This window comes from Vogesella margarita (assembly GCF_028548475.1).
GTDB classification, from domain to species: domain Bacteria; phylum Pseudomonadota; class Gammaproteobacteria; order Burkholderiales; family Chromobacteriaceae; genus Vogesella; species Vogesella margarita.
Genome location: NZ_JAQQLE010000007.1, coordinates 86,900 through 108,196, shown reverse-complemented (window position 1 = coordinate 108,196; position 21,297 = coordinate 86,900). Strand labels below are relative to the sequence as shown.

Sequence of the window (21,297 nt, the reverse complement as noted above, 5' to 3'; positions counted from 1 at the left end):
AGGATGGTAATGGCGGGATGGTAGCCTATTTCATCCGCCGTTGGTTTGTTGCGGGACAAGCCTTGTGGCCAGCCGGTTTTAGACGGCGCGGTGACTTGCGGGTAGAATCGGGCGGTTTTTCTTTGCGGATGTGGCCATGAAACAGTATCTCGACCTGATGCAGCACGTGCTGGCGCACGGCGCCGACAAGTCCGATCGCACCGGCACCGGCACGCGCTCGGTATTCGGCTACCAGATGCGCTTCGACCTCGCCGCCGGTTTTCCGCTGGTGACCACCAAGAAGTGCCACCTGCGCTCCATCATTCACGAGCTGCTGTGGTTCCTGTCCGGCGACACCAATATCCGCTACCTGCAGGAAAATGGTGTCCGCATCTGGGACGAGTGGGCCGACGAAAACGGCGACCTCGGCCCGGTGTACGGCTACCAGTGGCGCAGCTGGCCGGCGCCGGATGGCCGCCACATCGACCAGATCGCCAATGTGCTGGACATGATCCGCCGTAATCCGGACTCACGCCGGCTGATGGTGTCGGCGTGGAACCCGGCACTGGTGGACGAGATGGCGCTGCCGCCGTGCCACAGCCTGTTCCAGTTCTACGTGGCGGACGGCAAGCTGTCCTGCCAGCTGTACCAGCGCTCGGCGGACATCTTCCTCGGCGTGCCATTCAATATCGCGAGCTACGCGCTGCTGACCATGATGGTGGCGCAGGTGTGCGGCCTGAAACCGGGTGATTTCGTGCACACGCTGGGTGACGCACACATTTATAGCAACCACTTCGAGCAGGCGCACCTGCAGCTGACGCGCGAACCGCGGCCATTGCCGACGATGCGCATCAACCCGGAGGTCAACGACCTGTTTGCCTTCAAGTTCGAGGATTTCACGCTGGAAGGCTACGATCCGCATCCGCATATCAAGGCGGAGGTGGCGGTATGAACGTGCGGCCAACCTTGACCCTGGTGGCGGCGATGGCGCGCGGCAACGTGATCGGTATTGCCAACACGCTGCCGTGGCATCTGCCTGAAGACCTGAAGCACTTCAAGGCGGTGACGCTGGGCAAGCCGGTGATCATGGGGCGTAAGACCTTCGACTCCATCGGCCGGCCGTTGCCCGGGCGGCTGAATATCGTGATCACCCGTCAGCCGGACTGGCTGCACGAGGGTGTGGCGGTGGCGCATTCGCTGGATGAGGCACTGGCGCTTGCGGCCAACGTTGACGAGGTGTGCGTGATCGGTGGTGCCGAGCTGTACCGCCAGGCGCTGCCGCTGGCCGATCAGCTGCGCTTGACCCATATCGAGCTGGACGTGGCCGGTGATGCTACGTTTCCGGCGTGGCGCGATGACGAGTGGCTGGCCACGCCGCAGCCGGCGCAGACCGCGGCCAACGGGCTGGTGTACCGCTTTGTCGACTACCGGCGCTGCGCTTGAGGTGGCGTGAGCCAAGCAGAAGGCGGCCCCGCGAGGCCGCCTTTTTCATGCTTGCTGTGTGTGAGCGGCGTCCGCGCCCAAGGCCATGGCCGAGGCTTGCGCCAGCTGGCTGTAGTCGTGGCCGAACTGCCGGATCATCTGGCACAGGCGGGGCTGGTCGCGGGCGATGATCGCCTGCAGCAGCGCGTCGAGGAAGTCGTGGGTCTGTTCGATACGGCTCTTGCCGGCGCGCAGGATGGCAAACAGGCAGCGCTGCGACAGGGGCAGCAGGTCGTGCAGGGTCTGTGCCAGGTAGCGGTTGCCAGCGTGCTGGTACAGGGCGCCGAGAAAACTGACGCCGTGGCGGTAAAAGCCGTCGAGATCGTCGTTGCGGTTGCACTCGCCCAGCGCGGTCATCAGCTCGAAGAAGTCGGCGAGGTCGTCGTTCTGCCAGTTGTGCGCCAGGTGCGACACCGCCTGTTCCAGCAGCACGAACCACAGTTCGAAGAAGTCGCGCACGTCGTCGGCGGTCATGCTGGCGACGATGGCGCCGCGGCGCGGATAGATGTCGACCAGATGACGGCGCTGCAGGATCAGCAGCGCCTCGCGCACCGAACCGCGGCTGACGTTCAGTTCCGCGGCAATGCGCAGTTCCTGGATGCGTTCGCCAGGCTGCATGTCGCCGCCGATGATCTGCTTGCCGAGAAAGCGGGCGATCTGTTCGGTGAGGGAGTCGTTGGGCTTGAAGCTCATTAAAGCTCCTGATGGATTCTTTGTTGTGTATTGCAACACGCTATGTAAACTTTATATTGTCTGGCAATCTGACTGTATGCGCATTCTAGCATCAATCCTGCGCGTCGGCATTGCAGTGCAGCAAGGTCAGCCTGTTGCGAAATCGCCCGTTTTTCCCGTCAACGCCAAGAATGCACTTGCGTGAAGAGGTTTCGCATTTTACTATTCAAACGCTTGTTTAAATCAGGGCCTGGCGAGGATCATGAGGGGCTAACATCATAAGTGGCTCGCAAGGAGATGATTGAGACGGCTGCTTCAAGAGCAATAACCTTGCATGTTATTGCGTGTTCCATCGGGAACCTTGCAGGTACGACACGGGTGTTACCTCCCCGCCACCAGGCTGGGGAGGTTTTTTTTTGCGTCCGTATCGGCGGGGAGGGGAATGAAAAAGGGGCGCCAGGGCGCCCCGTGCGGCAGTGCAGCGGGCCTCAGATCCTGAAGACGGCTACCGCGCCGTGCAGTGCCTGGGCATGGTCGGCCAGCTGGCCGGCGGCACTGGCCGTGGCGTCGACCGCACTCTGGTTGGCCTCCGTCATCGCGGAGATGACTTCGCTGCGCTGTGCGATGTCCTGCACCGCCAGCTGTTGTTCGTCCAGGGCGGTGGCGACGGACTCGATGTGCTCGGAGATGCGGGTGGTATTGTCGCGAATGCTACTGATGGCTTCGCTTGCCTGACGGCTTTGTACCACCCCGTTCAGGGTGGCCTGCACGCTGACCTGCATGCTGCTGACGACCGCATGCATGCCGCTGCCCAGCGCATCGGTTTGCTGGCGGATGTTCACCGTCGCCAGGCTGGTGCGCTCGGCCAGCTTGCGAACTTCATCGGCCACCACGGCAAAGCCGCGACCGCTTTCGCCGGCACGGGCGGCCTCGATGGCAGCATTCAGGGCCAGCAGGTTGGTCTGGTCGGCGATGTCGTGAATCGTCTGCGTGATGCTGGCGATGGTGCCGGTCTGCTCCTGCAGTTCGTGCAGTGCGCGAGCGGCGTCGCCGATATGCTCGGACATGCCGTGGATGTCCTGTGCCGAGGTCTGGATCAGGTTGGCGCAATGTTCGACCGCATCGTCGGCACTGCGCGCCTCGGACTGCACATGGTGCAATTGTTCGGCCAGCTGGTTGATGCTCTGCAGGACTTCTTCTACCGACACGGCGATGGCGCGCGACGCCTCGCTCTGGGTGTGCGAGGCCTGTTGCACGGATCTGGCCGAGCCGGAGAGGTCGGCTGCGTTGTCGTGCATTTGCGCGGACAGGTCGCGGATATGGGCGGTGATGTCGCGCAGCTTGTCCTGCATGTCGCCCAGGGCCCCCATCAGGCTGCGTTCAGCGCCGCTGGCAATGCGCAGGCGCTGGCTCAGGTCGCCGGCGGCGATCAGACGGGTCTGGTGCATGGCTTCGACCGGTTCGCCCCCCAGACTGCGGAACACGCGACGATACAGCAGTGCCCCGCCCAGCAATACCAGCAGTACCAGCAGGGCGCTGCTGGCGATCAGGATGGCGCGCGAGTTTTCGATCAGGGCTTCGCTTTCGCTGCTGATGGTGGCCACGTCGCTATCCACTCTCGCCTGCAGGTTTTCCAGCTGTTTGGTCAACTGTTCGGCGCGGTCGTCAAAGCCGCTACCGGCGGCCTTCATCAGCGCATTGCCGGTTTCGCGGCCACCGCTGATATAGCCTTCTGCCATTTGCTGGCCAACCTGATAGAAAGTATCGATTGCGGCGCGGGTGGTTGCGGCTTCCTGCTCGTATTGCGGGCTGATGGTTTTCAGTTCCTCAAGCTGCTGAAGGGCCTGCTGGTAATGCGTCTTGGCATCGCTGAAACCGTCGCGGTCGGCGGTGGCGCTGACGTCGGTCAGGAATTGCTGGATCTGCACCACGTGGAAACGGATGTCTTTCATGCGGTCACTGATGGCATCGGCGACCTGATGTTCGTGTCGGCTGTTGGCCAGCACCTTGCTCATGCTTAGTGCGACGGCGATGCCTTGGGCCAGCAGCATGATGACTGTTAGCGTGATGAAACCGATCAGGAGAGGGCGTAACTGACGAGAGGAAAGCAGGGGGATCATGCAGGATACCAAAAAAATGATAACCATGATTCTGACATGGGATATGCCATGTCGCACCCGTGATTTGCAAAACAGCTGCTGTGGAATGCTGCTGATCGATGATTTTAGGGTGAAATCCGTTTGCTTTTACTGCTAAGTCACGGCCAGTTTTGTCGGGAGCGAATACAATTTTTCATCATTGCGACATTTTCACTAAATAAACCAAGTCTTTAAGCAATAAATACAAAGTATGAAAAAGTGTTGCAAATTTGGTAAGAATTTTCACAAACACTTATAAGGAAAACCTTGCCGTCCAGCGTGCTCGGGAACGAATGGGGTCGTTCTGGTTGTTCAGGCCTGTTTTTTCCGCGTCTGTTCTGCCGCGACCAGGTCGGACAGCAGGATGTTCAGCGCGTCGGTCGACATGCGCAGCTCCAGCAGGGACATGCCCAGCGAGCTGATCAGCAGCAGTAGGCTGGTGCCGAAGGTGATCTGCGCCGCCTGCGGCCAACCGGTATAGATCTGGAACATGGCCACCACGCACAGAAACAGGCTACCCACGCCCATGCTCTGCATCCACTTGATCAGCGAAATGCGGCGGCGCAGATTGCCGATCTGCCGGACCAGCTTGTCGTTGGGGCTCTGCTGATAGTCGTCGTACAGGTTGCGGATGATGCCGGCCAGGGCCAGGTAGCGGTTGGTGTAGGCGAGCAGCAGCAGGGAAATGGCCGGAAACAGCAGGGCCGGGGTGGTCAGGTTGAGCATGGCTAGTTTTCTTCGCTGATCAGCACGTCGATGCCGTTCGCGGTCAGGTTGTAGAGTTCGATTACGTCTTCGTTGCGCATGCGCACGCAGCCGCGCGAGGTTGGCGTGCCGAACGGCACGTGCTGGCCGGCGCCGTGGATGTAGATGGCGCGGTCGTAGCTGTCGACGTCGCCGCCCTGGTTCTTGCCCGGTTCCATGCCGCACAACCACAGGATGCGGGTCAGGATCCAGTCCTTGTCCGGGTACTCGGCAGCCAGCTGCGGCGTGTACTTCCACGGCGTCACCTTGCGCCGGTAGATGATGGTGTCGGCGGCGACATCGTCGCCGATGCGTTCGCACACGCGGTGCCAGCCGCGCGGGGTCTGGTAGCTGTTGACGCGCTCGCCGACGCCGTTCTTGGCGGTAGACACGGTGTAGCGTTTCTGCGGCAGGCCGCGTCCGTCGTAGAGGGTGAGCGACTGCTCGGCGACGCTGACGTGCAGCCACGGCTGGCCGGGGTTGAGGCGGTTGGCATGGGCGGCCACCAGCGGCCCGTCCTGCTGCTGCAGGATGAAGTCAGCCGGGCTGGCGACGAGGCTGCCGCTGCAGCACAGCAGCAGTAGCAATAGCCGTTTCATCACGCGTCCTTCCTGGTGCTGTGGCGGCGCTGGCGGAAAAAGTCGGCCAGCAGGCCGGCACAACGGTCGGCGTCGATGCCGCCGTCGATGGCGGTCTGATGATTCAGTTTAGTCTCGGCGAACAGGTTCAGCACGCTGCCGGCGGCACCGGTTTTGGCGTCAAAGGCGCCGAACAGCACGTGGTCGAGGCGTGCGTGCAGGATGGCGCCGCTGCACATCGGACATGGTTCCAGCGTGACGTAGAGCTGGCAGTCGGCCAGCCGGTAGTTGCCAAGGTTGGCCGCAGCGTCGCGCAGCGCCAGCATCTCGGCGTGCGCCGACGGGTCGTGGCTGGCACAGGGCCGGTTGTAGCCACGACCGATCACCTCGCCATGCCTGACCACCACCGCGCCGACCGGCACCTCGCCTTCCTCGGCCGCCTGTTGCGCCAGCTCGCGGGCCAGCGCCATGAAGCGTTGCCGTTCGGCCAGTGGCGGCAGCGGGCGCTGCGGCGGCAACTGCGCCAGCGCCGTGCGCAGCCGCAGGCGGTCGTCATCGTCAAGCGCCGACCAGTGCACGCCGCGGATCGCTGCTTCCAGCGCGTACAGCAGCTTCAGCGTCACGGTGTGGCCGCCGGCCTTGAGCAGGGCATAGGCGCGGGGCGCACCGTATTGCGTAAGCGTCGGGCGGTCGCGGATGTCAAGCGCGTGCAGCCAGCGGATGGCGGCGGGGGGCAGCGGCGGGGAGAGAAGGGGTGTGGTCATGTTATCCAGACGGTTGCGGCCAACCTTGAGGTTGGCCGCAGGCCGGGGCGGCCTCAGGCGAGGCGGCGGGTGGCCATCAGGTAGTTCACGTCGGTGTCGTCGTTGAGGCTGTAGACGCGGGTCAGCGGGTTGTAGCCGATGCCGGTCAGCGTCTCCACGCCCAGCCCGGCGTTGCGCGCCATGCGCGACAGCTCCGACGGCTTGAGGAAACGCGCGTACTCATGCGTGCCTTTCGGCAGCATGTTCAGCACATACTCGGCGCCCAGCACCGCCAGCAGGTAGGACTTGGCGTTGCGGTTGAGGGTGGAGAAGAACACCCAGCCGCCCGGCTTCACCAGCTGCGCGCAGGCGCGCACGATGCTTTGCGGATCGGGCACGTGCTCCAGCATTTCCATGCAGGTCACCACGTCAAAGCTGGCCGGCGCTTCGGCGGCAAGGTCTTCCACCGCGACGCAGCGGTAGTTGACGCTGACACCGGACTCCAGGCTGTGCAGCTGTGCCACTTTCAGCGATTTCTTGGCGAGGTCGATGCCGGTGACGCTGGCCTCGTAGTGGGCCATGCTTTCCGACAGGATGCCGCCGCCGCAGCCGACATCCAGCACCGCCTTGCCGGCGAGTGCCGCGTGCTGGTCGATGAAGTCCAGACGCAGCGGGTTGATTTCATGCAGCGGCTTGAACTCGCTGTCCATGTCCCACCACTTGTGGGCGATCTGGCTGAATTTGTCGAGTTCCTGTTCGTCAACGTTGCTCATGCGGATTCCTTAGTTACCGAGAATGCGGACGCGCCAGCTGTCGGCGCGGGCTTTCAGTTCTGCTTCGTCCAGCGTGGTCAGCTTGCGCTCGCGCAGGACATTGCGGCCATTGACCCATACGTGGCTGACCTGCTCGCGGCCGGCGGCGTACACGATGTGCGAGATCGGGTCGAAGTTGGGGCTGGTCTCGATCTGGGCGAGATCGACGGCGATCAGGTCTGCCTGCTTGCCGACACGGATGCTGCCCACCTTGTCGGCGATACCCAGTGCCTGCGCACCGTGGAGCGTCGCCATGCGGATGGCGGTGGCGGCCGGCACCGCGGTCGGGTCCAGCGTGCCGACCTTGGCCAGCAGCGCGCCCATGCGCGTCTCGGACAGCATATCCAGCTTGTTGTTGGATGCCGCACCGTCGGTGCCGATGCCGACGTTGACGCCGGCGGCCAGCAGTTTCTGTACCGGCGCGATGCCGGAGGCCAGCTTCATGTTGGAGGTCGGGTTGTGCGCGATGGACACGCCGTGCTTGGCCACCAGCGCGATTTCGGCGTCGGTCAGGTGCACCATGTGTGCGGCGATCAGGCGTGGCGACAGCAGGCCCAGGTTCGCCAGCCGCGCCAGCGGGCGCTGCTTGTGCTGCTCGACGCTGCCGTTGACCTCGTCCAGGGTCTCGTGGATGTGGCAGTGGATCAGCATGTCCTGCTGCTCGGCCAGCGTCACCACCTTGCGGAAGGTGTCGTCGGCCACGGTGTATGGTGCGTGCGGGGCCAGGGTGAAGGTCACCAGCTCCTCGCCCAGGAACTGGCTGCGTTCGGCCATGCCCTTGGCGATGTAGTCGTCGGCGTTCTGGGCGTAGACGGTGGGGAATTCCAGGATCGAGCAGCCGACGAAGGTGCGCATGCCGGCGGCCAACCCTGCACGGGCCATCGCGGCATGGAAGAAGTACATGTCGTTGATGGTGGTGGTGCCGCTGCGGAACATCTCGCCCATCGCCAGCAGCGTGCCGTCGAACACGAAGGCATCGCTGACGTGTTTGCCTTCCGCCGGCCAGATGTGGTTCTGCAGCCAGTCCATCAGCGCCTTGTCGTCGGCCATGCCGCGCAGCAGGGTCATCGCCGAGTGGCCGTGCAGGTTGACGAGGCCCGGCATCAGCACGTGGTTGTCGAGGTTCAGGTGTTCGCTTGCGCTGACGCCGGCGACTTCGGCCGGCGACAGAGTGGCAACAATCTGGCCATTGCTGATCGCCAGCGAATGGTTCTCAAGAATGACACCATCTTGTTCTACTGTAATAATCCAGCGTGCGGTGATGAGCTGGTCGTAATGACGATGCGACATTGGTGTGTGACCCTGTAGATAATTGCCGGCGATTGTAGGCAGCGCCGTACGCTTTCGACAACCGCCCTTGTGGTTGTCGGCGCGCGCGATTAAAGCACGATTGTAAGGCAAAGCGGTGTCCGCTTCGTGTTGCGCTGCGAGATGAGGAACAATTGCAGTCGTTTTGCCATTGGGACACAATGGCCCGCCATGATGGTGCAGCGCAAACGCATGAAAGGACGATCATGACGAAGTCGTCACGGCAGGCGCGCCCTCGTGGCCAGTGGCAAATGAACTGACTGGGTGACAGTCAGGCTTTTCTTAAAAATAAAATAATGTGGCAGCCCTGCGGCAACCCGATATATGACAAGACAAGCAGAGACGTTTGATTATTCCCAGCCTGGCGGCAGATTGTCGCTACGCCAGGCCTTCCTCATTGCCGTTGTGCTTGGCCTGCTGATTCCTGCCCTGTTGATCAGTTTCCTCAGTTTCAACCTGCAACGCGACAAGATGGAGACGCAACTGGCCGTCGACCAGAACCGTCTGCTGGAAATCGTGGCGCTGGGCATGCAGGAGCCGCTGTGGAACCTCAGCCGCCAGGCGGGCGCGCCGCTGGTATCGTCGGTGATGGATGATGAACGCATCATTTCGGTGCGCGTTTCCGATACCCAGTCCAATACCATCTTCCTGTCCGCGCTGCGCAGCGAACGCCGTATCGGCGGCGTGGCCTTCGTGCAGAAGCCGGTGGTCTATCGTGGCGAGGAAATCGGCCAGGTCAACATCGAGTTCGACACCGAGCATCTGGGCATTGCCCAGAAAAACCAGCTGAAAGACCTGCTGCTGATCGTGGCGGCTCAGCTGTTGCTGTCCATCGTGCTGATCATGAGCATCCTCAACTCGCGCTTCCTGAAACCGATCCGCCAGCTGTCGGAGCAGGCTACGCAGTTGGCCGCACTGCAGCTGGACCAGCCCTTCCTGTGGGGACGCCAGGACGAGATCGGTACTGTCGGCAAGCATCTGGAGTGGATGCGTGCCGAACTGAAGCGCCTGATCGATGAACTGAAGGCCAAGACGCTGGCACTGGAGGCGGACATCGAACGCCGTCGCGAAGTGGAGGATGCGCTGCGCCGCTCCGAGAACAAGTACCGCGAGCTGTTCTGGTCCAACCTCGACGGCATCGTGATCAGCTCGCTGGAAGGGCAGGTAATCGACGCCAACCCCGCCTTCCTCAGCCTGATCGGCTACAGCCTCGATCAGCTCAAGCTGCAGAACTTCTGGAAGGTGGTGTCCGACAACAGCGAGGCGGTGGAGCGCTACAACCTGGACAACAAGGTAATGCGCTTCGGCTTCTGTGACGAGTTCGAGGTCGAGTACATCAACCGCCTCGGCAGCGCCATCCCGGTCAGCGTCAAGACGGTGGCGATGCGCGACGCCGACGGCCGCATTACCGCGGTATGGCGCATGGTGCGCGACATCTCCGAGCGCCGTGCGGCGGAAGAGCGCATGCAGCTGGCGGCCAAGGTGTTCGAGAATACCGCCGAAGGCATCATGATTACCGATGCGCAGGTCCGCATCCGCAGCGTCAACCGCGCCTTTACCGAGATTACCGGCTTCAGCCAGGAAGAAGTGCTGGGGCAGCGGCCAACGGTGCTCAGCTCCGGTCGCCACAACAAGGAATTCTACGACAGCCTGTGGTCGGTGCTCAGCGAGCAGGGGCAGTGGCAGGGCGAGGTATGGAACCGCCGCAAAAACGGCGAGGTGTATCCGGAGTGGCTGGCGATCAACGCGGTCAAGAGCCTGGCCGGCGACGTGACCCACTACGTGGCGATCTTCAGCGACCAGTCGGAGCGCAAGGCGGCCGACGAGCGCATCCAGTTCCTCGCCCACTTCGACGTGCTGACCGGCCTGCCCAACCGCGGCCACCTGCAGGATCGCGCGCTGCTGGCGATCCAGAACGCCGCCCACGATAACGGCAAGCTAGGTGTGCTGCTGCTCGATCTCGACCGCTTCAAGACCATCAACGAGTCGCTGGGTCACGCCGCCGGCGACATCCTGCTGAAGATCGCCTCCGAGCGCATCCGTCGCGTGCTGGGTGCCGGCGAGGTGGTGGCACGGCAGGGCGGTGACGAATTCCTGGTGCTGCTGCCGCTGATCAACGATGCCGCCGATGCAGTGCATGTGGCGGAGCGCATCCTCGCCGAGTTCGCCGCGCCGATCGACGTCTACAGCCACTCGCTCGCGATCACCGCCAGTATCGGTATCAGCCTGTTCCCGGACGATGGCCGCGACTTCGACACCCTAGTGCGCAATGCCGACGCGGCGATGTATCACGCCAAGTCCAGCGGCCGCAACAACTACAAGTTCTACACCGCCGATCTCAATGCCCGTGCGCGCGAGATCCTGGCCATCGAAAGCCAGCTGCGCCACGCCGTCGACCGTCAGGAATTTGTGCTGCACTACCAGCCGCAGGTGGAGATGAGCACCGGCAACATCATCGGCGCCGAGGCGCTGATCCGCTGGAACCACCCGACGCTGGGGCTGCTGGGGCCGCTGCACTTCATCGATGTCGCCGAGGAGCGCGGCTATATCGTGCAGATCGGCAACTGGGTGATCCGCGAAGCCTGCCGCCAGATCGCGGAATGGCACGCCAAGGGTCTGCCGCTGATGACGGTGGGGGTCAACCTGTCGGCGTTGCAGTTCCGCCACCAGGAGTTGGTCGGCCTGCTGCAGGACGCGCTGGCGGAGTACCAGTTGCCGGGCAGCTGCCTCGACGTGGAGGTGACCGAGAGCGTGATCATGGACGACCTGGAATCGACGGTGCAGACCATCCGCGCCATCCAGGCGATGGGCATCCGCATGTCGATCGACGACTTCGGTACCGGCTACTCCAGTCTGGCCTACCTCAAGCGCTTCAAGGCCGACAAGCTGAAGATCGACCGCTCCTTCGTGCGCGACATCCCGGGCGACCAGGACGACAGCGCGATTACCCGCGCCATCATCAACATGTCGAAAAACCTCAACATGCAGGTGGTGGCGGAAGGGGTGGAGACGGTGGAACAGTGGCAGTTCCTGGCGCAGGAAGGCTGCCACCAGGTGCAGGGCTACCTGCTGTCCAAGCCGGTGTCGGCGGAGGCGGTGGAGCCGCTGCTGCGGCAGAAGTGCCTGCTGCCGCGACTGGAGTAAGCCGCCGCGGTCTGTCCCGGTGTCGCCATCACGCCACGAGTCTGACTCGTGGCGTTTTTGTTGCCGTCGCATGTTGCAGCGCAGCTTGCTGAACTACGGATGGCGGGTGTAGCCTGTTGTCCTGGTCGTGCATGGGCACGACCTGTTGCCAAGCCCTTGGAGAGACTGCCCGATGAAGCGCAACGCTTGCCCGTTCCGGGCTGCCGCCCTGTCCGGCTGCCTGACGGAACACTGGTACACCCTCGACATCGTACTCGCCTACGACTTCCCGCGCGCCTGATGCCTGCCGCAGCCGTCCGGCTGCCCTTGCTTTTCCTTTCCTACAATTGAATTGACGCCTGTGGCCCCGTGCCACGCCGCCTGCCTGCGCGCTGTTGCGCCCGGCAGCTCGTCGGCGTGCGCCTGAAGCTTGGCCGCAAGGCAAGGAGCATCATCATGGCACGACGCATTCCCGAACCATTCCGCATCAAGATGGTAGAACCGATCAAGCAGACCACCCCGGAATTCCGCCGCCAGGCACTGGCCGAGGCCGGCTGGAACCCGTTCCTGCTGCGCGGCGAGGATGTCTATATCGATTTGCTGACCGACAGCGGTACCGGCGCGATGTCCGACCGGCAGTGGGCCGGCATCATGACCGGCGACGAAGCCTACGCCGGTAGCCGCAACTACTACCAGCTGGCCGATACCGTGAAAGAGGTGTTCGGCTACCGGCACACGCTGCCGACCCACCAGGGCCGGGGCGCCGAGCAGATCCTGTTCCCGGAGCTGGTCAAGCGCTGCAAGGGTGCGCAGCCGGTATTCCTGTCCAACTACCACTTCGATACCACCAAGGCCCACGTCGAGATCGCCGGCGCCCGCGCCATCAACATCCTCACCGAGAAGGCGCTGGACACCACCACCGCCTACGACTGGAAGGGCGACTTCGACCTGCCAAGGTTGGCCGCAACCATAGCGGAAGTCGGTGCGGCCAACGTTGCCGGCCTGATCATCACCGTCACCTGCAACAGCGCCGGCGGGCAGCCGGTGAGCATGACCAGCATCCGCGAATCGGCGGCACTGGCACGCCAGCACGGCATTCCGGTGATCATCGACGCCGCGCGCTTCGCCGAGAACGCCTGGTTCATCCAGCAGCGCGATCCGGACTACGCCGGCGTGCCGGTGCCGGCCATCGTGCGCGAGATGTTCAGCCACGGCGACATGTTCACCATGTCGTCGAAGAAGGACGCGCTGGTGAACATCGGCGGCCTGTGCTGCTTCAAGGAGGACGAGGACCTGTTCCGCACGGTGCAGGTGCGCTGCGTGGCGATGGAAGGCTTCATCACCTACGGCGGCCTCGCCGGCCGCGACATGGCGGCGATGGCGATCGGTCTGCAAGAAGGGATGGACGAGGACTATCTCGCCTACCGCATCGGGCAGGTGGCCTATCTGGGCGAGCGTCTGGCGGCCGGCGGCATCCCGATCCAGACCCCGACCGGCGGCCACGCGGTATTCGTCGACGCCAAGAAGCTGTTGCCGCATATCCCGGCCGGGCAGTTCCCGGCACACGCACTGGCCTGCGAGCTGTACCTGGAAGGCGGTATCCGCGGCGTGGAGATTGGCTCGCTGCTGCTGGGGCGCAATCCGGCCACCGGCGAACAGGAGGCATCTCCGTTCGAGCTGCTGCGCCTGACCATCCCGCGCCGGGTGTACACCAACGACCACATGGACTACATCGCCGATTGCCTGATCGACATCCGCGAGCGTGCCGCCGGTATCCGTGGCCTGACCTTCGAGTACGAGCCTCCCATCCTGCGTCACTTCACCGCGCGGTTGAAGCCGGTCTAGCCTCCGGTACGCGACGGCGCGATGCGGTAGTGCCGCGTCGCGCCGTCACCGCCATCGACAGGTGGCGACAGGTTTGATGTTGCTGCGGACTATCCTATGGTTAGGCATGAGTGCTGTCCCGGCCGACACCCGTCCGGGGTAGGCCGGCGGGGGAGCGCAACATGAAGATCAAAGTGGATAGTCCGCACGGCACCATCTGGTTACGCCTGGCTGCCGTGTATTTCGTGGCCGGCGTCTGGCTGGGCATCTACATGGGCGCCTCCGGTGACCACTCGCTGTACCCGGTGCACGCCCACCTGAACCTGCTGGGCTGGGTGTCGATGGCACTGTTCGGCATCCTGTTTCGCAAGTTTCCGGCCATGGGCGCGTCGCCGCTGGCGCAGGCCCAGTTCTGGCTGTACAACCTCGGCTTGCCGGTGTTGATGCTGGCGGTGGCGGCGATTCATCGCGGCCATCGTGCGATGGAGCCGCTGGCCGGCGCGGCATCCATCGTGCTCGGCATCGCGGTGCTGCTGTTTACGATCAACGTTTTCCGCAATGCCGGCAACTAGGTGGGCTTGACGGGGCCCCACTGCGCATCTAGTAGTTGATAGTCATTCTCGATTTCGCTATGGTGCGGTTTTCACCTCGCCGCACTTTGCCATGACCGCCCAGTTGCCCCCCCTCGATCACATCCCCGCCGATCTGGTGTCCGCGGCCGACTACCAGCGCTACGCCGCGCACCACATGAGCGCCAACGCCCGTGCCTATGTCGACAGCGCCGCCGCGGACGAGCTGAGCCATGCGGCCAACCTTGCCGCCTTCGCGTGCCGGCAGCTGCAGACGCAGGTGCTGGCCGATGTCCGCGGCGGTCATTGCCGTTGTGAGCTGTTCGGGCTGTCGCTGAGCCATCCGCTGCTGCTGGCGCCGGTGGCATACCAGAAGCTGGTGCACGCCGATGGCGAGCGGGCGGCCGCCTATGCTGCCACCGCCATGGGCAGCAGCATGCTGGTCAGCACGCTGGCCAGTACGCCACTGGAGGAGGTCGCCGCCGCGGCACAGGGGCCGTTGTGGTTCCAGCTGTACTGGCAGCACGACCGCGCGGTGGTAGCGGAGCTGGTCCGGCGTGCCGAGATTGCAGGTTATCGTGCGCTGGTGCTGACGGTGGATGCGCCGCTGGCCGGGGTGCGCAATGTCGAGGCCCGCGCCGGTTTCCAGTTGCCACCACGGGTACAGGCCGCCAATCTGGTGGGCATGGCGCCGTACCAGCCAGCTTTGGCGACGGGGCAGAGCATGGTGTTTGACGGCCTGATGGCGGTGGCGCCGAGCTGGGCGGATATCGACTGGTTGCGGCAGCAGACGCGCTTGCCGCTGCTGCTGAAGGGGGTGCTGGCGCCGCGCGATGCAAGACGGGCCGTGCAGCAGGGCGTGGACGGCCTGATCGTGTCCAATCACGGCGGGCGGGTGCTGGACTCGGTGCCGGCCAGTCTCGACGCGCTGCCGCGTATCGCCGAGGCAGTGGACGGGGCGCTGCCCTTGCTGCTGGACGGCGGCATTCGCCGTGGCAGCGACATCCTGAAGGCGCTGGCGCTGGGGGCCTCGGCGGTGCTGATCGGTCGTCCCTACCTCCACGCGCTGGCGACTGCCGGTGCGCTGGGGGTGGCGCACCTGTTGCGCACACTGCAGGAGGAACTGGAGGTGGCGATGGCGCTGACCGGCTGCCGTACGTTGGCCGACATCTCGCCGGAGGTGCTGTGGCCGGAGTGAGGTGTTGCGGCCAACGTTGGCCGCAACACTCCGTCGCATGCAACGCAAAACGGCCCGCAATCGCGGGCCGTTTTGCTTAGGCGAAGATCATCTGCAGGGCGATGTCCGGCGCGGCAGTGCCGCCATCCAGTACCGGATAGGGGCGGGCACTGTGCATGCGCAGCTCGCCGTCGACGAACAGGCGCACATCCACGGCGTAGCGCTGGCCGGCCTGGATGGCCTGCGGGTCGTAGCACAGCGAGAAGGCGGCCGGGAAGGCGATCGTCTCCAGCGACTGCTCGGCGACCACCGCCGCGGCCTCCGTGCCGTCGCCCAGTGCCAGCAGGCGCACGCGCAGCAGGGTCTTGTCCTGCGGCCACAGCAGCTTCTCGCGGTAGGATACCGTGCCGTTCAGATAGGCCAGGGTTGGCCGCAGCGGGGTGGCGCAAGCGGCCAGCAGGCCGGCGGACAGTGCCAGCAGCAGCTGGCGGCGGGGAAGAGTGGTGTGCATCATGGGGTTTGCTCCGTGGCGGCCTTGCCGAGGGTGAGCATCGCGCCTTCCGCCGGCAGCCATTCATTCTGTACCCGCCAGCTACCCTGCTTGTCCTGCAGCCGCACATACCAGTGGCTGACCTGGTCCGGCTGCAGCACGCCCTGGTACAGCTTTTCACCGATACGCTGCAGCGCGATGCGCTGGTCTCCGTGTTGCCGGGTCGGATGCAGCAGCAGCAGTTCCGGTGTGCCGGTCAGTGGCTTGGCGCTGGTGTCGACCACGCGCACGCTGCGCATGTCGTCGCTGAACATCACCTGGGCGCTGATGCCCAGCGTCTGGGCGACCCGGTCGCGCTTCAGTTCCAGGTTGATGTCCTTGCCCTGCTTGTAGTAGTCGTCGTTGACCATGTCGTCGGCGCCGCGCACGATGATGCCGAAGGTGACAAAGCCGGCCATCACCACCAGTAGCGGCCCCGACATCAGTAGCCAGAACCAGCGCTCCTTGTACCAGGGGCGGGTCGCCCCTGTCTGTTTCTGCATCGTCATTCTCCGATAAAGCTCGATTTTTCCTCGATGGCGGTGCCATCCGGCAGCGATTCGACCCGGAAGTAGATCTTGTGGCTGCCCTTGGTCGCGTATTGTGGATCAGCCTGTACCCGTACGTCGATCTGTTCGTTTTCGGTCGGCTTGACCAGGATGTCCTTGCGGTCGACCACCAGTTTCAGATCCGGCAGGCCTTCGACCGTGATGCGGAAGTGTTGTTCCGTTTCGGAGACGTTGATGATGCGCACGCTGTAGCTGTTCTCCAGCCAGCCGTCATCGGTCTCGCGTACCAGCGAGGCACGGTCTTTCAGGATGTCGACCTTGAACGGTTTGCGCATCACCAGCGAAGTGACCGCGGCCCCGAAAATGATGACCAGCAGCAGCACGTACAGCACCACGCGCGGCCGCTTCAGCCGCGACAAGAATTCGCTTTCCGGATACTTGCCTTCCAGTGCCGCCTCGGTGGTGTAGCGGATCAGGCCTTTCGGGCTGCCGACCTTGACCATCACCTCGTCGCAGGCGTCGATACAGGCGGCGCAGCCGATGCACTCGTATTGCAGGCCGTTGCGGATGTCGATGCCGACCGGGCACACCTGCACGCAGATGCCGCAGTTGATGCAGTCGCCGAGGTTGGCGTTTTCCTGGCCCTTCTTGCGCGCGCCGCGCGGTTCGCCGCGCTTTTCGTCGTAGGAGATGATCAGCGTGTCTTCGTCGAACATCGCGCTCTGGAAGCGGGCGTACGGGCACATGTACTTGCACACCTGCTCGCGCATGTGGCCGGCTAGCAGGTAGGTGAAACCGGCGTAGAAGAACATCCAGAAGATTTCCCACGAGCCGTAGTCGAAGCTAGGCAGCGCGGAGACCAGGTCCAGCATTGGCGTGAAGTAGCCGACCAGGGTGAAGCCGGTCAGCAGCGAGAACACGATCATCAGGCCCTGGCTGGTGGCACGCAGGCGCAGCTTGCGCAGCCCCATCAGCTCCTTGTCGAGCTTGAGGCGCTTGTTGCGGTCGCCCTCCACCAGCTGCTCAATCCAGATCATGATCTCGGTGTAGACGGTCTGCGGACAGGAGTAGCCGCACCACAACCGGCCGGCGATGGTGGTCCAGGCAAACAGGCCAAAGGCGCAGCACATCAGCAGCGCGGCGAGGTAGACGAAGTCCTGCGGCCAGATGGTGAGGCCGAACAGGTAGAACTTGCGGTTGACCAGATCGAACAGCACCGCCTGGCGCCCGTTCCATTGCAGCCAGGGCAGGCCGAAGTACACCAGCTGGGTGGCGACAACGAACAGGATGCGCCAGTTGTTGAACAGGCCGCTGACGCTGCGCGGATGGATTTTTTTCTGTGCCTCGTACAGCGACACGGTCTGCATTTCCGGTTTGGCCGGTTCGACCTTGACCGGAATGTCTTTCAGCTTTTGGCTCATGCTGCGGTTCCTGGCTAGAAAATTTCGCGCAATACACAATGCATTATGTACTGTGCGAAGTCTTCTTAATGGTTGTTTATTTTATCAATAGATAGATTGTGCGTTGCAAAAGATACTGCCCGCTTGCGCGGGCAGTATTGAGCAGCATCAATTACTCTGCTTTGGCTTTGTTGGAGAGGCTCCAGACATAAGAGGCCAGCAGGTGAACCTTGCCGTCGCCGAGGAAGTCTTTCCAGGCTGGCATCTGGTTGTTGCGACCGTTGGTCACGGTCTCGATGATGGTCTTCTCGGTACCTCCATACAGCCAGATGTTGTCGGTCAGGTTAGGGGCACCCAGAGCCTGGTTACCCTTGCCGTCAGGACCGTGGCAGGCCGAGCAGATGGCAGCGAAGGTTTCCTTGCCGCGGCTGGCGCGTTCGGCATCATGCTTCTTGCCGGACAGCGACATCGCGTAGTTGGCCACATCCTTGACCTTTTCTTCACCGAAGGCCGCGCCGAAGGCCGGCATCTGGCCGTGACGGCCGCCATTCAGTGTGGTCTTGATGATTTCCGGGGTACCGCCGTACAGCCAGTCGTTGTCGGTCAGGTTAGGGAAGCCCTTGGCGCCGCGTGCGTCAGAGCCGTGGCACTGTACACAGTAGGTCTGGAACAGGCGCTTGCCCATGGCCTGGGCTTCCGGATCGGCAGCGACGGCCTTCACGTCCATTTTCATGAACTTGTCGTACAGTGGCTGGTACTTGGCTTCCGCCTGGGCTTTCTCTTCCTTGTACTGGCCAACGGAAGTCCAGCCGCGCAGGCCTTTCCAGGTACCCAGACCCGGATACAGCACCAGGTAGACGGCACCGAATACCAGGGTGATGTAGAACATCAGCATCCACCAGCGTGGCAGCGGGTTGTTGTATTCCGCCAGGTCGTCATCCCAGACGTGCCCGGTGATTTTTACTTCTTCCCCTTTTTGTACCGTGGTCTTCGACTGTGTGTACAGCAAGTACGTCAGACCGACGATACCTACAACCACGATTACCGTGATGTAGATACTCCAGAAATCACTCACGAAATCACTCATTTCTTCGCTCCGTTAGTGGCGTCGATGGCTTGCTGCTCTTCCTCGTCGCCATTGAAGACAAGGTTGGCCGCATCGTCATAACGCCGCTGCGATTTTTTACCGAATGCACCGATCAGGATCACGGTAAACGTCACAAAACAGAATACCGTGAACAGGATGCGGGCCAGATTGGTCAAGTCCATGACTTAGCGCGCGTTCTTCAGTGCAAGGCCAAGACCCTGCAGGTAGGCGATCAGTGCATCCAGCTCGGACTTGCCTTCGACCATGGCTTTGCCTTCGGCAATTTCCTTATCTGTGTAAGGAACACCTACCTTGCGCAGCGCGGTCATCTTGGCGGCGACACCGTCGGCATCGGCCAGGTCACGCGCCAGCCACGGGAAGGCCGGCATGTTGGATTCCGGTACCACGTCGCGCGGGTTGGTCAGGTGGACACGGTGCCATTCGTCGGAGTAACGACCGCCAACACGGGCCAGGTCCGGACCGGTACGCTTGGAGCCCCACTGGAACGGGTGGTCGTATACCGACTCACCAGCGACCGAGTAGTGACCGTAGCGTTCGGTTTCGGCACGGAACGGACGGATCATCTGCGAGTGGCAGGTGTAGCAGCCTTCGCGGATGTAGATGTCGCGGCCGGTCAGCTGCAGCGCGTTGTACGGCTTGACGCCGGCGATCGGCTGGGTCGTCGACTTCTGGAACATCAGCGGCACGATCTCGACCAGTGCGGCCACGCTGATTACCAGCAGGGTCAGCACGATCAGGTACGCAACGTTTTCTTCGATCAGTTTCTGGATTTTTTCCATGATGGTTCTTTCTGCCCCTTAGTGCGCGTGAGCGGCAACGGCCGGGATCTTGGCATCAACCGGACGACCAGCGGCAACGGTACGGAAGGTGTTGTACGCCATGATCAGCATGCCGGACAGGAACAGCAGGCCACCCAGCAGGCGCACGAAGTGGTACGGATAGGTTGCTTTAACCGCTTCCACGAAGGCGTAGGTCAGGGTGCCGTCCGCGTTCAGTGCACGCCACATCAGGCCCTGCATCACGCCGGAGATCCACAGTGCGGCGATGTACAGCACCACGCCGACGGTCGCCAGCCAGAAGTGGGCTTCGATCAGCTTGCTGCTGTGCATGCCGTCACGGCCGAACAGGCGCGGGATCAGGTAGTACAGCGAACCGATGGAGATGAAGGCAACCCAGCCCAGGGCACCGGAGTGCACGTGACCAACGGTCCAGTCAGTGTAGTGCGACAGCGCGTTGACGGTCTTGATCGACATCATCGGGCCTTCGAAGGTGGACATGCCGTAGAAGGACAGCGATACCACCAGGAACTTCAGTACCGGGTCGGTACGCAGTTTGTGCCACGCGCCGGACAGGGTCATGATGCCGTTGATCATGCCGCCCCAGCTTGGCGCGAACAGGATCAGGGAGAACGCCATACCCAGCGACTGTGTCCAGTCAGGCAGGGCGGTGTAGTGCAGGTGGTGAGGGCCGGCCCACATGTAGGTGAAGATCAGCGCCCAGAAGTGCACCACCGACAGACGGTAGGAGTACACCGGACGACCGGCCTGTTTCGGTACGAAGTAGTACATCATGCCGAGGAAGGCGGCGGTCAGGAAGAAGCCCACCGCGTTGTGGCCGTACCACCATTGCACCATGGCATCGACTGCGCCGGCGTAGATGGAGTAGGACTTCCACATCGATACCGGGATGGCCAGGCTGTTGACGATGTGCAGCAGGGCGACGGCCAGGATGAAGGCACCGTAGAACCAGTTGGCTACGTAGATGTGCTTCACCTTGCGGATAGCCAGGGTGCCGAAGAACACGATGGCATAGGCGACCCAGACAATGGTGATCAGCACGTCGATCGGCCATTCCAGCTCGGCGTATTCCTTGCCGGCGGTGAGGCCCAGTGGCAGGGTGATGGCGGCCAGCACGATAACGGCCTGCCAGCCCCAGAAGGTAAACGCGGCCAGCTTGTCGGAAATCAGGCGAACGTTACAGGTGCGCTGAACTACGTAGTAGGACGTGGCAAACAGCGCGCAGCCGCCGAATGCAAAGATCACGGCGTTGGTGTGCAGAGGACGCAGACGGCCGTAGTGGAACCACGGTCCGAAATTGAGCTCCGGCCACACCAGCTGGGCCGCAATAATGACGCCAACCAGCATGCCGACAATGCCCCAGACTACGGTCATTATCGAGAACTGGCGCACCACCTTATAGTTATAAGTGGATTGCGTTTCCATTTAGGGTTTTCTCCAAGGTTGCGAACTAGAACGTAAAACCGTAGCGACTTGAAACCCCGGTGCGTAACCCCATATGAAAATGAAGTCGGGCAAGTCGCGGGGATGACGGAGAGCCTGGACGGTATAAAGCCGGGTGAACCATGGTGATGCTGCATGGTGCCGGTATTATCCAGTCGGTATGTAAAGCGCCCCGAATCCCCATTTATTCAATCAGGCATTCTAAATCAAATCGGGTGTCAGCGGCCAGACGACAGCGCCGGTGAGCCCGGCTTTTTGCGCTGTTCGTTGCGGCGTGTCAGGCTGAAAAGCCCTTTTTGCCCACTGCGATTATATTGTCATTGCCGGTGCCCATTTTGATGAAGATCAAGCGGCCACCCCGC

General features: G+C 62.7%; 21 protein-coding genes. 7 read left to right on the top strand and 14 right to left on the bottom strand.

Translation table 11 applies throughout. The features are described 5' to 3' along the window. The first annotated feature begins 136 nt into the window (after positions 1-136). The gene (locus PQU96_RS09175) at positions 137-931 is read left to right on the top strand and encodes a thymidylate synthase (RefSeq protein ID WP_272772019.1); all 795 of its coding nucleotides are present in this window, start codon (positions 137-139) and stop codon (positions 929-931) included. Next, on the top strand, positions 928-1,422 hold the full coding sequence (locus PQU96_RS09170; protein ID WP_272772018.1) for a dihydrofolate reductase: 495 nt from the start codon (positions 928-930) through the stop codon (positions 1,420-1,422). Before PQU96_RS09175 ends, PQU96_RS09170 begins: the two co-directional genes overlap by 4 nt. Positions 1,423-1,467: 45 nt before the next feature. Here the strand turns inward: PQU96_RS09170 and PQU96_RS09165 are convergent, their stop codons facing one another. Beyond that, the gene (locus PQU96_RS09165; protein ID WP_272772017.1) at positions 1,468-2,154 is read right to left on the bottom strand and encodes a GntR family transcriptional regulator; all 687 of its coding nucleotides are present in this window, start codon (positions 2,152-2,154) and stop codon (positions 1,468-1,470) included. On the opposite strand from PQU96_RS09165, the gene PQU96_RS09160 reads away from it, so the two are divergent. Then, complete coding sequence (locus PQU96_RS09160; RefSeq protein ID WP_272772016.1) at positions 2,144-2,338, top strand: hypothetical protein; 195 nt, start codon at positions 2,144-2,146, stop codon at positions 2,336-2,338. The two genes, PQU96_RS09165 and PQU96_RS09160, sit on opposite strands and share 11 nt — an antisense overlap. Positions 2,339-2,621: 283 nt before the next feature. On the opposite strand, the gene PQU96_RS09155 is transcribed toward PQU96_RS09160, so the two are convergent. The 6 genes from PQU96_RS09155 to PQU96_RS09130 form a co-directional block, all read right to left on the bottom strand. Next, positions 2,622-4,253 (bottom strand): methyl-accepting chemotaxis protein, encoded by a 1,632-nt coding sequence (locus PQU96_RS09155; protein WP_272772015.1) that lies wholly within the window; start codon positions 4,251-4,253, stop codon positions 2,622-2,624. Positions 4,254-4,583: 330 nt separating this feature from the next. Then, entirely contained in the window at positions 4,584-4,997 is a 414-nt protein-coding gene (locus PQU96_RS09150; RefSeq protein WP_272772014.1) for a DUF2721 domain-containing protein, read from the bottom strand. A gap of 2 nt (positions 4,998-4,999) precedes the next feature. Next, entirely contained in the window at positions 5,000-5,614 is a 615-nt protein-coding gene (locus tag PQU96_RS09145) for a L,D-transpeptidase (protein WP_272772013.1), read from the bottom strand. Further along, on the bottom strand, positions 5,614-6,357 hold the full coding sequence (tadA, locus tag PQU96_RS09140) for a tRNA adenosine(34) deaminase TadA (protein ID WP_272772011.1): 744 nt from the start codon (positions 6,355-6,357) through the stop codon (positions 5,614-5,616). The genes PQU96_RS09145 and tadA overlap by 1 nt, the downstream gene beginning before the upstream one ends. Positions 6,358-6,410: 53 nt before the next feature. Further along, positions 6,411-7,109 carry a bifunctional 2-polyprenyl-6-hydroxyphenol methylase/3-demethylubiquinol 3-O-methyltransferase UbiG gene (ubiG, locus tag PQU96_RS09135; RefSeq protein ID WP_272772010.1) on the bottom strand — a complete coding sequence of 233 codons (699 nt, stop codon included), beginning with the start codon at positions 7,107-7,109 and terminating at the stop codon, positions 6,411-6,413. Positions 7,110-7,118: 9 nt separating this feature from the next. Continuing rightward, the gene (locus PQU96_RS09130) at positions 7,119-8,438 is read right to left on the bottom strand and encodes a TRZ/ATZ family hydrolase (protein WP_272772009.1); all 1,320 of its coding nucleotides are present in this window, start codon (positions 8,436-8,438) and stop codon (positions 7,119-7,121) included. Between the two features lie 390 nt (positions 8,439-8,828). On the opposite strand from PQU96_RS09130, the gene PQU96_RS09125 reads away from it, so the two are divergent. The 4 genes from PQU96_RS09125 to PQU96_RS09110 all read left to right on the top strand — a co-directional run bounded on the left by PQU96_RS09125 (position 8,829) and on the right by PQU96_RS09110 (position 15,170). Then, a complete protein-coding gene (locus PQU96_RS09125) occupies positions 8,829-11,600 on the top strand; it encodes a bifunctional diguanylate cyclase/phosphodiesterase (protein WP_272772008.1) in 2,772 nt (923 codons plus the stop codon). 435 nt (positions 11,601-12,035) lie between these two features. Then, entirely contained in the window at positions 12,036-13,424 is a 1,389-nt protein-coding gene (locus tag PQU96_RS09120; RefSeq protein WP_272772007.1) for a tryptophanase, read from the top strand. Positions 13,425-13,585: 161 nt separating this feature from the next. Continuing rightward, on the top strand, positions 13,586-13,975 hold the full coding sequence (locus PQU96_RS09115) for a hypothetical protein (RefSeq protein ID WP_272772006.1): 390 nt from the start codon (positions 13,586-13,588) through the stop codon (positions 13,973-13,975). Positions 13,976-14,066: 91 nt separating this feature from the next. Beyond that, on the top strand, positions 14,067-15,170 hold the full coding sequence (locus tag PQU96_RS09110) for an alpha-hydroxy acid oxidase (RefSeq protein ID WP_272772005.1): 1,104 nt from the start codon (positions 14,067-14,069) through the stop codon (positions 15,168-15,170). A gap of 76 nt (positions 15,171-15,246) precedes the next feature. Here the strand turns inward: PQU96_RS09110 and PQU96_RS09105 are convergent, their stop codons facing one another. The 7 genes from PQU96_RS09105 to ccoN all read right to left on the bottom strand — a co-directional run bounded on the left by PQU96_RS09105 (position 15,247) and on the right by ccoN (position 20,917). Further along, on the bottom strand, positions 15,247-15,663 hold the full coding sequence (locus PQU96_RS09105) for a YbaY family lipoprotein (protein WP_272772004.1): 417 nt from the start codon (positions 15,661-15,663) through the stop codon (positions 15,247-15,249). Beyond that, complete coding sequence (locus PQU96_RS09100; RefSeq protein ID WP_272772002.1) at positions 15,660-16,181, bottom strand: FixH family protein; 522 nt, start codon at positions 16,179-16,181, stop codon at positions 15,660-15,662. Before PQU96_RS09100 ends, PQU96_RS09105 begins: the two co-directional genes overlap by 4 nt. A gap of 2 nt (positions 16,182-16,183) precedes the next feature. Continuing rightward, a complete protein-coding gene (ccoG, locus tag PQU96_RS09095) occupies positions 16,184-17,608 on the bottom strand; it encodes a cytochrome c oxidase accessory protein CcoG (RefSeq protein WP_272772001.1) in 1,425 nt (474 codons plus the stop codon). A gap of 151 nt (positions 17,609-17,759) precedes the next feature. Beyond that, entirely contained in the window at positions 17,760-18,674 is a 915-nt protein-coding gene (ccoP, locus tag PQU96_RS09090; protein WP_272772000.1) for a cytochrome-c oxidase, cbb3-type subunit III, read from the bottom strand. Continuing rightward, positions 18,671-18,856: a cbb3-type cytochrome oxidase subunit 3 gene (locus PQU96_RS09085; protein ID WP_272771999.1), complete on the bottom strand. Its 186-nt coding sequence runs from the start codon at positions 18,854-18,856 to the stop codon at positions 18,671-18,673. The genes ccoP and PQU96_RS09085 overlap by 4 nt, the downstream gene beginning before the upstream one ends. Positions 18,857-18,859: 3 nt before the next feature. Beyond that, entirely contained in the window at positions 18,860-19,474 is a 615-nt protein-coding gene (gene ccoO, locus PQU96_RS09080; RefSeq protein ID WP_272771998.1) for a cytochrome-c oxidase, cbb3-type subunit II, read from the bottom strand. Between the two features lie 18 nt (positions 19,475-19,492). Continuing rightward, positions 19,493-20,917, bottom strand: coding sequence for a cytochrome-c oxidase, cbb3-type subunit I (ccoN, locus tag PQU96_RS09075; RefSeq protein WP_272771997.1), 1,425 nt, complete (start codon positions 20,915-20,917; stop codon positions 19,493-19,495). Positions 20,918-21,297: the final 380 nt, after the last annotated feature.

Bases quoted from the DNA above. Each gene is read 5' to 3' on its own strand.
- PQU96_RS09130 (WP_272772009.1), bottom strand. From the start codon at position 8,438: ATGTCGCATCGTCATTACGACCAGCTCATCACCGCACGCTGGATTATT.
- PQU96_RS09085 (WP_272771999.1), bottom strand. From the start codon at position 18,856: ATGGACTTGACCAATCTGGCCCGCATCCTGTTCACGGTATTCTGTTTT.
- PQU96_RS09110 (WP_272772005.1), top strand. From the start codon at position 14,067: ATGACCGCCCAGTTGCCCCCCCTCGATCACATCCCCGCCGATCTGGTG.
- ccoN (WP_272771997.1), bottom strand. From the start codon at position 20,917: ATGGAAACGCAATCCACTTATAACTATAAGGTGGTGCGCCAGTTCTCG.
- ccoG (WP_272772001.1), bottom strand. From the start codon at position 17,608: ATGAGCCAAAAGCTGAAAGACATTCCGGTCAAGGTCGAACCGGCCAAA.
- PQU96_RS09105 (WP_272772004.1), bottom strand. From the start codon at position 15,663: ATGATGCACACCACTCTTCCCCGCCGCCAGCTGCTGCTGGCACTGTCC.
- PQU96_RS09155 (WP_272772015.1), bottom strand. From the start codon at position 4,253: ATGATCCCCCTGCTTTCCTCTCGTCAGTTACGCCCTCTCCTGATCGGT.
- ubiG (WP_272772010.1), bottom strand. From the start codon at position 7,109: ATGAGCAACGTTGACGAACAGGAACTCGACAAATTCAGCCAGATCGCC.
- PQU96_RS09170 (WP_272772018.1), top strand. From the start codon at position 928: ATGAACGTGCGGCCAACCTTGACCCTGGTGGCGGCGATGGCGCGCGGC.
- PQU96_RS09175 (WP_272772019.1), top strand. From the start codon at position 137: ATGAAACAGTATCTCGACCTGATGCAGCACGTGCTGGCGCACGGCGCC.
- tadA (WP_272772011.1), bottom strand. From the start codon at position 6,357: ATGACCACACCCCTTCTCTCCCCGCCGCTGCCCCCCGCCGCCATCCGC.
- ccoO (WP_272771998.1), bottom strand. From the start codon at position 19,474: ATGGAAAAAATCCAGAAACTGATCGAAGAAAACGTTGCGTACCTGATC.
- PQU96_RS09150 (WP_272772014.1), bottom strand. From the start codon at position 4,997: ATGCTCAACCTGACCACCCCGGCCCTGCTGTTTCCGGCCATTTCCCTG.
- PQU96_RS09165 (WP_272772017.1), bottom strand. From the start codon at position 2,154: ATGAGCTTCAAGCCCAACGACTCCCTCACCGAACAGATCGCCCGCTTT.
- ccoP (WP_272772000.1), bottom strand. From the start codon at position 18,674: ATGAGTGATTTCGTGAGTGATTTCTGGAGTATCTACATCACGGTAATC.
- PQU96_RS09115 (WP_272772006.1), top strand. From the start codon at position 13,586: ATGAAGATCAAAGTGGATAGTCCGCACGGCACCATCTGGTTACGCCTG.
- PQU96_RS09145 (WP_272772013.1), bottom strand. From the start codon at position 5,614: ATGAAACGGCTATTGCTACTGCTGCTGTGCTGCAGCGGCAGCCTCGTC.
- PQU96_RS09100 (WP_272772002.1), bottom strand. From the start codon at position 16,181: ATGCAGAAACAGACAGGGGCGACCCGCCCCTGGTACAAGGAGCGCTGG.
- PQU96_RS09120 (WP_272772007.1), top strand. From the start codon at position 12,036: ATGGCACGACGCATTCCCGAACCATTCCGCATCAAGATGGTAGAACCG.